This window comes from Sphingomonas sp. 66-10, assembly GCF_001897045.1.
Lineage (GTDB): Bacteria > Pseudomonadota > Alphaproteobacteria > Sphingomonadales > Sphingomonadaceae > Sphingomonas > Sphingomonas lycopersici.
Genome location: NZ_MKRR01000149.1, coordinates 21,873 through 30,497 on the forward strand (window position 1 = coordinate 21,873; position 8,625 = coordinate 30,497).

The 8,625-nt window shown below is 68.6% G+C and carries 1 protein-coding gene and 1 pseudogene; both read right to left on the bottom strand.

Features of this window, described 5'->3' with window-relative positions; genetic code table 11:
- On the bottom strand, positions 1-8,100 hold an 8,100-nt coding region (locus BGN95_RS22370), incomplete at its 3' end, for an autotransporter-associated beta strand repeat-containing protein (RefSeq protein WP_286774046.1).
- A 385-nt stretch (positions 8,101-8,485) separates the two neighbouring features.
- Positions 8,486-8,625: pseudogene (locus BGN95_RS22375) on the bottom strand (VOC family protein); the annotation flags it as partial.

Below are 8,625 nucleotides of genomic sequence, written 5' to 3' on the forward strand. Positions count from 1 at the left end.
CTTGATGCTACCGCCGCCATAGACCGAGGCGATGCTCGCATTGGCCTCGCCATAGCCGCCGAGCACGCCGAGCACGAGGCTCGCGCCGTCGCCGCGTTCGCTCAGCACATGATCGGCGCCGATCTCCATCTTCCAGCTGTCGACATTGACGTCGGCGAGGCTGGTCGAGACGGTCGCATTGGGGCGCGAGCGGCCCGCCTGCATCCGGCCCCAGATTCCCGACGGCTTGCCGCTCTCGGTCGCCGCCCATTGCCGGTTGCCAGTGCGCTGCTGCATCGTCCCGATATCGGTGAGCGCCAGCAGCGTCTGGCCATAAGCCTCATAGACCGGCACCCCCGGCTGGTAGAGCGGCACCTGCGGCTGCTCCGGCGCGACGAGCAGCGTCGAGCGCAGATACCAGTCGCCGTCGGTCGGGGTGGCGACCCCGCCCTTGTAGAGCCGATAGCCATAGGCGCCGGCGATCACCGCCTGTTCGCCGCCGATCGCATAATCGCCGTGGAGCAGGAAGGTGCCGTCCGACGCCCCGGTCACGTCGACGATCTTGATCCCCTCGACCGTCTGCGCGCCGAGCCCGCCGCGGTTGACGAGATCGATCGTCGTGCGCCCGGCGGTCGCGCCGGTGACGAGCCGGTCGGTCTGAGAGGCGTCGCCGCCGAGCACGGTCTCGATCTCCAGCCGGCCGCCCGCGCCGGTATAGCTCGCCGCGGTCAGCGTGCCGAACCCGTCGCGGCCCGGCGCGACGATGCCGAGGTTGGTGACCCCACCGACCGATCCGGTGCCTTCGAGCCGCGCGCCGCTGGCGACGTTGACCGTGCCGCCCAGCGTCCCGGTGACCGCGAGCGTCCCCGCCGCGATCGTCGTCGCGCCGGTGTAGCCGCCGCCATTGCCGGTCAGCAGCAAGGTGCCGGCGCCGGTCTTGGTCAGCGCGCCGCTGCCGGAAAGCGGGCCGGCGAGCGTGAGCGTGGTGGCGTTCGCGGTCGCGATCGTCCCAGCTCCCGCGACAGTGACCGCGCGGTTGCTGGCGAAGGTCGCGCTGGTCACCAGCGCGCCGCCGTCGAAGCGCAGGCCCCCGCTCGCCGCGCCGAGGCTGGCGTCACGCGCGATCTGCAGCGTGCCGCCGTTGATCGCGGTGCCGCCGGTGTAGCTGTTGGTGCCGGTGACGACGAGCGTGCCCGCGTCGGTCTTGACCAATTGCGCATCGCCCGCGAGCGCCGCGTTGATCGTCGCAACGAACCCGGCCCCCGCTGAACTCCCGTCACCGACGCGGATCACCGATTGCGGCGCGGTCAGCGTGATCGGGTCGCCGTTGATTGTGTAGCCGCTGGCGGCGAACTGCATCCCCGCGGCGGTCACCGCGCCGAGGCTGTTGTCGACCGTCACCGTCCCGGCGCTGCCGCCGAACACCGCGAACGCGCCGTCGCTATAGGCCGCATTCACCACGCCATTGGCGTCGGTCCAATTGTCGTTGCCGGTGCCGTTCTGCCACGCGCCCGACCCGCCGTTGATCACGCCGTTGCCCTTCGGGCCGGATGCACCGTCCCAGAAATTGAGCGACAACCCGGCGAAATTGATGAGATTGACCTGCCCGGCGACCGACGTCTGCACCGCGACATTGCTCCCGCCCGGCATGCTGCCGAGCGTCAGGCCGTTGTCGGTGAGCGTGCCGCCATAATTGATCAGGCGATAGACGCCGGCCCCGAAATCGCCCCCCGCCGGGGTGGACACATTGAGCGTGCCGTCGAGCGTGAGATTGCCCCCGACATTGACGAGATCGTTGAGCGCGCCGCCCGACACATTGGCCTGGCCGAGCTCATAAGCGAGCGTCGCGCTCTGGCTGATGAGCAGATCGCCGTTGATCGTGAGCGTGCCCACGCCGCCGACGCCGGGCGCCAGCGTGCCGCGCAGGTTCACATTGCCGCCGATCGTCCCGGTGCCGCCCAGCGTGGCGAGCTGGTCGATGGTCACCGGCCCGGTCGCCGCGCGATAATCGCCGGTCACGAACAGCGCGCCCTGCACCGCCTCGATGCCGCCGGTCTGGCTGCCCGTGCCGCCGAGCACCAGGGTGCCCGCGCCGAGCTTGCCGATCAGACCCGCGCCGGTGAGATTGCCGGTGAGCGTGAGCGTCGTGCCCGCATCGACCGAGAACACGCCCTGCCCGGCGAGATCGACCGCGCGCGCCGAGGTCAGATCCGCGGTGGTGTTGAGCGTGCCGCCGTTGAACGAGAGCCCGCCCGTCGCCGCGCCGAGATTGGCGTCGCGGGAAATCCGCAATGTGCCGCCGTTGATCGCGGTGCCCCCGGTGTAGCTGTTGGTGCCGAGGAGCTCGAGCCGGCCGACGTCCGTCTTGACCAGCTGGGTGCTGCCGGTGATCTCCGACGTGATGATCACGCTATAGCCGAGCCCGGCGCTGGTGCCGTCGCCGACGCGGATCACCGACTGCGGCCCGGTCAGCGTCAGCGCATCGCCCTGGATGCGATAATTCGTCGTCGCGAACTGGAGCCCCGCGGCGGTGACCGTGCCGAGGCTGTTGTCGATCGTGACCAGCCCCCCGGTGCCGGCGAAGATCGCGAACGCGCCATTGTCATAGGCGGCGTTCACCGCGCCGGTCGCCTCGGTCCAGCTATTGTCGAGCGCGGTCCGCCACATCCCGCTGCCGCCGTCGACCATATTGTTGAGCTTGTTCGCCCCGGCGCTGCCGTCCCAGAAGTTGAGCAGCGCGCCGCCGGTGTTGACCAGATTGACCTGCCCCGCGATCGACGTCTGGACCGTGAGCGCCGGCCCTGTGGGCATCGTGCCCAGTGCGAGGCCGTTGTCGGTCAGCGTGCCGGCATAGTTGAACACGCGATAGAGGCCGATATCGAAGCTGCCCCCGGCCGGGACCGTGACATTGAGCGTGCCGTCGAGCGTCAAATTGCCGCCGACATTGACCAGATCATTGAGCGGACCGCCCACCGTGTTCCGCGCGCCGAACTCATAAGCGAGCGTCGACCCCGCGGCGAGCGAGAGGTTGCCGTTGATCGTCAGCGTCCCCGGGCTGTTGCCCGGCGCCAAAGTGGCGCCGTCGCGCATGTCGACGCTGCCGCCGATAACGCCGCTGCCCGCAAGCGTCGCGCCCGAGAAGACCGTGGTCAGCCCGGTCGCCGCCGACTGATCGCCATTGATGCGCAGCGTTCCGGCGTTGACCAGCGTCTGCCCGGCGTAGCTGTTGCCCGCGGTCAGCGTCAGCACGCCCGGGCCGTTCTGCACCACCGACCCCGTTCCCGAGATCAGGCCGGAAAATCCGATATCGTCGGAATGGAAAAATACCAGTGAACCGTTGTTCGCGACGTCCCCGACGATCGAGCCGGCGGTTCCCCCGTTGCCGAGTTGCAGAACGCCCGCCGCGATCGTCGTGTCACCGGTGTAGCTGTTCGCACCGGTCAAGGTCAGCACGCCCTCGCCGTCTTTGATCAGGGCGCCCGCCCCGGTGAAGCGGGGAGCGATGCCGATGCTATAGCCATTCGTGTCGATGACGCCGCCATTTGCCCCGAGGGCGATGTCGCGCGCGTCGAAGCCGGTGAAGAAAGTGCCATTGTTGCGCGTGGCGCGAACCAGCCCGCCGTCGATCGCAAATGTAACCGTCCCCCGACCGGCGCCGACCTGACTGGTCTCCAGAACCCCGCGATTGGCCGCCGTACCGTTCAGGGCAAGACTGCCGCTGGCGCCCGTGGCGACACCGAGGAGCAAGCCACCTTCGGCGTGCACCAGCCCGCCATCCTCGATCGTCAGCGCGCCATTTCCCTGGTTGCCGACGGTCATGTTGTAGCGGGTGACCTGCCAGTTCGATCCCGGACCGGTCACGACGACGCTGCCATCGGCATTGGCGCCGATATAACCCTGATCGCTGGTGACGCTTGCGCCGTCCTCGATGCGCAAGGTGCCGCTGCCGAAGCTGCCGATCGTCAATTGCGCGGCGCTGATCCAGGACGTGCCCGGACCGGTGACGACGACATCGCCGTGCGCACTTGCGCCGACGACCGCATCCTGGCTCGAAACCAGCGCGCCGTCCGCGATGCGCAACGCGCCGGTCTCCCAAAGGCCGACGTTGAGCCGGCCGCCGATTTGCCAGGCGGACCCCGTTCCGGTGACCAGCGCCTGACCGGCACTATCTTCGCCGATGACCGCGCCGTCGCTCATTATCTTGCCGCCATCGGCGATCGTCAGCTCGCCCGTTCCACCCGAACCGACCGACAAGCCACCGACGGTCCAGGTCGATGCGCCGCCGCTGGCGTTGCGGCCGGTGACCGTAAGCCGGGCCTGATCGCCGATGCCGTCGCCGATCCAGCCGTTGACGCTGCTCATCGTGCCGCCGTCGCCGAGCCGCAACTCGCCAGCCCTGACGTAGAGATCGCCCGCGACGCTATCGGCACCGGTCAGCACGAGCGTGCCGAGGTCGCGTTTCTCGAGATCGCCGTCGCTGGTCAGCGCCGATGCGATCGTCGCGGTATAGCCGGCGCCGGCCAGCGTACCGTCACCGACCCGGATCACCGATTGCGGCGCGGTCAGCGTGATCGCGTCGCCGGTCAGGATATAGCCGTCGCTGGCGAACTGCAGGCCCGAGGCGGTGACCGCGCCGCCGCCGCCATCGACCGTCACCGTGCCGGGCGCGGCCGAGAAGATCGCGAAGGCGCCGTCGTAATAGGCGGTATTCAACGTGCCGTCGGCGAGCGTCCAGTTATCGCTGCCCGCGCCGCTCCGCCAGATGCCGGAGCCGCCGCTGACGATGCCGTCGCCACCCGCGCCGCCGCCGTCCCAGAAATTGACGTCCACGCCCGCGATGTTGACGAGGTTGACCTGATGGGCGATCGAGGTCTGCACCTGCACGATCGCGTCCGCCGGCATCGTGCCGACCGCAAGCCCCTGATCGTTCAGCGTGCCGCCGTAACTGATCACGCGATAGAGGCCGACGTCGAAATTGCCGCCGGGGGTGGCGGTGACGTCGATCGTACCGGCCAGCGTCAGATTGCCGCCGACGACGGTGAGATCATTGAGCGGGCCGCCGACGACATCGGAATGGCCGAATTCATAATCGAGCAAAGACCCGCTGGAGAGCGCAAGATCGCCCGCGATCGTCAGCGTGCCCGGGCTGTTGCCGGGCGCCAGCGTGCCGCCGCTGGCGATCGTCACATTGCCGCCGATCGTCCCGGCGCCGCCGAGCCGGCCGCCGCTCTGCACGTTGACGAGGCTGGCGGCGCTGCCGAGCGTGCCGTTGACGCGCAGCGCACCGCCCGAGACGATCGTCGTGCCGGTGAACAGCGCGCTGTTGCCGGTGAGATTGGTGTCGCCCGCGACCTGGTTGATCGCCCCCGCGCCCGAGATCGCGGCGCCGAAAATATAATCGGTGTCGGTGTGGTTGAAATTGATCCGCGAGGTCGCGCTGCCCAAAGCGAGCGACGGCGCGGTGAACGCCCCCGCCGCCGCGGCAGCCTGCCCTTCGCCGCCGCCGGTATTGAGGATGCCCGTCGCGGTGCCGACATCGGCGAGGACGAGAGAGCCGGCGACGTTCACCGCGCCGCCGTCGCTGAGGGTGAGCGCGCCGGTGCCGGCGCCGCTGCCGATCACCAGATCGCCGCTCGTGCGGAAACGCGAATTGGCGCCGGAAACGGTGAGCGTCGCCGGCAGCGCCGCCGAGACCGTCCCGAAGGTCGCGTTGGTGAAGGTCGCCGCGCCGCCCTGATCGAGCATGAAGCGGCCATTGGTCATCAGCAGCGCATCGCTGCTCGTCCAGTTCGATCCCGCGCCGGTGATCGAAATGTCGAGGAGGCGGGTGGTGCCGTTCTGCGCATTGCCCGCCGCTGTGCCGACCGTGCTGGCCGCCGCGGTGTGCAGCGCGCCGCCGCCGCTGATCGTCACGGCGCCGCCGGTGTTGGCGGCGGCGGCAAGCGTCAGGCCGCCCGTCATATCAGCCTGCGAGCCGGTGCCGTCGATCGTGAACCGCGCTGTGCCGAGCTGGGTTCGCAGCGACATGCCGCCGGCGGTGAGATCGAGATGGCCGCCGTTGGTGATGTTGACGGCCACGACCCGGCCATTGTTTCCCGCGACGTTCATCGCGGCAGTACCGAACGCGGAACCCTGTCCGTCGACGGCGAGCGCGGTATTGCCCGAGCTCAGTGTCGTCGGGCCGCCGGAGGTCATCTTGGCGCCCCCGTTGACGAGAAGCTGCCCCGCGGAAAGCGTCGTTCCGCCGCGGTAGGTGACGATGGCCCTGTTCGTAACGAGAAGCCCGCCCGAGCCGTTGACGGTCGTCGCGCCGTTATAATCGCTGCTACCGGTCAGGGTGAGCAACCCGGCGCCGCTCGTGGTGAGAGCGCCGCCGCCACGGATCTGGCCCGTATAGGTATAAGCAGCCGAATTGCCGAAGATCAGCAGGCCGTCGTCTTGCACATCGCCCAGGATCGATCCGTTAACGCGCAGCGTGCCGGCCGCGATCGTCGTGCCGCCGACGTAGGTATTGTCGCCGCTCAGGATGAGCGTGCCGGCGCCCGATTTGAGCAAAGCTCCCCCGCCCAGAAGCGGCTGTGTCAGCGTGAGGCTCGCACCGGGGGTGACCTCGATCCCGGCGCCGTTCGCCGCCCAGTTGATCGATCGTGCGATATTGCCGTTGCCGGTCCATTGGAGCGCGCCGCCGGAGATCGTGAACGCGCCGGTGCCGAGCGCGGTCTCGGACCCGATCGACAGCTTGCCAGCGGTGATCGTCGTACCGCCGCTATGATTATTCCCCACCAGCGTGGTGGTGCCCGATCCACTCTGAAGGACCGAGATGGCGCCGTTGATATTTCCGACGGACAGGTTGCTGTTCTGCTGGAAGATCAGCGCGCCGCTGCCGATAATAGCGGGGATTGCCCCGCCGACGGTGCCCGCGTCGAACAGGAGCGTGCCCTGCTGGAGCTCCCAGACGCTCGTCGGCAGACCACTGGCATTGCCCGTCAGCATCCAGGTGCTCGTGCCGACCTTCACGAAGCGATTGAAATTCCGATACTGCCCCGCCGCGCCAACCAGCGACATATCGAAGCTCGAATCGACGTTCCCGCCGAGCTGCAACGATTGGGCGAAGCCGGCCGATGCGTTGGCGATCACGAGCCCGGTGATGCTCGATCCCGCCTGCAATTCGAGCAGGGTAAGCTGGGCCTGGCTGAGATCCATCGCCACGGCGCCGCCGGCACCGGCGCGGATGATGCCGCCGTTGACGATGTTGACCGGCAGCGTCGTCCCCTGGATCGCCACCGCGCCATTGCCACCCTCGATCAGCCCATAGTTGACGATCGGGACGCTGAGCGTCTTCAGCGCGATGCCCGCGCCGCCCAGCGCGCCGCCGCTACCGTCGCCGCCGCGCACGATGCCCGTCGCATTGTTGGTGAAGCTCTGCACCCCGCTGACGCCGACGCCGATAAAGGCGCCCGCGCCACCGGCCACCCCCAGCCCGGCGCCGCCCTGGATCGTGCCGTTATTGACCACGCTGGCGTTGCCGCTGACCTGCATCCCGAGGCCGCCGCTGAGCCCGCCCACGCCCGAGCTGCCGCCGGTGATCGTGCCGTTGTTGATCAAATTGCCGTTGTTCTGGATATTGGCGCCGAGCGCCCTGGTGCTGGTGCCGTTGCTGCCGCTTCCCCCGGTGATCGTGGCGTAATTGGTAATCGTCGTCGTGATGCCGCCGGGGCTGGCGGTGGTCAGCCCGGCCTGGCCGGTGAAGTTGATCGGGTCGTCATTGCCGTGGATCGTGCCGTACAGCGTCACGAGGCCGGCGGGCGCGATCCCGTTGGTCGAAAAGCCGGCGGTATCGATGATCAGCGTATTGGTGCTGGCGGGCAGCGCGCCGGTGATCGCGATATCGGCGGTCAAGGTGATCGTCGAGCTGAGATCGCCGTCCGCATTCGCGTCGAGGATCGCTTGGCGCAATTCGGCATCGGTGCCGGCGGGATAACCCCTGGCCCAGGCCGTCGAAGGAAAAACGCCCGCGAGCACCAGCGCCATCCCGCCGACCCCGGTCAGCAGCCCGCGCCTGCGCGCGATCGGGCGGGAGACGGACGCGTGCCGGCGATGCGCTTGTTTCACGCTGTTCATCTCTCGATTCCCTTCAACGAAAACGGTCGGAAAAACGTCGATCGAAGAGGAAGCGCCACGAGCTCGAAAACCCGCGCTGCCGAGAGGCGCACGCCACCGTCCACATCCACACGCCCCCTTCCGGTAACCCCTTGCTCGTGCGGACAAATCCGCCGGCCTTGCGCCGCACCGCCGCCAGCGGTTCGCCCCCGGCCGCAATGGCGCCGAAAGATTAACCGAATGTTGAATTTGCGTGTAATACGCCCGCGAAGTGGCGGAAAAATAACCTATTCTTCCTATCGCCGCGCGCTAGTTGCCGGGGGTGCTCGCGCGGCCGCGCAAGCGCCCCGGCTCTTCCGTCTTCAGCACCAGCTCGGCTTGGGTGATAGACCGGGCGGTGGCTCAATCAAACCGGGTCGGCCCAGGGGTCGTAGCTGCCGAAGCTCCACACATTGCCCTCCGGATCGCGCGCGGAATAGCCGCGGCCGCCATAATCCTGATCCACCGGGCCGCTGATGATCTCCGCACCCGCCGCGGCGGTGCGGC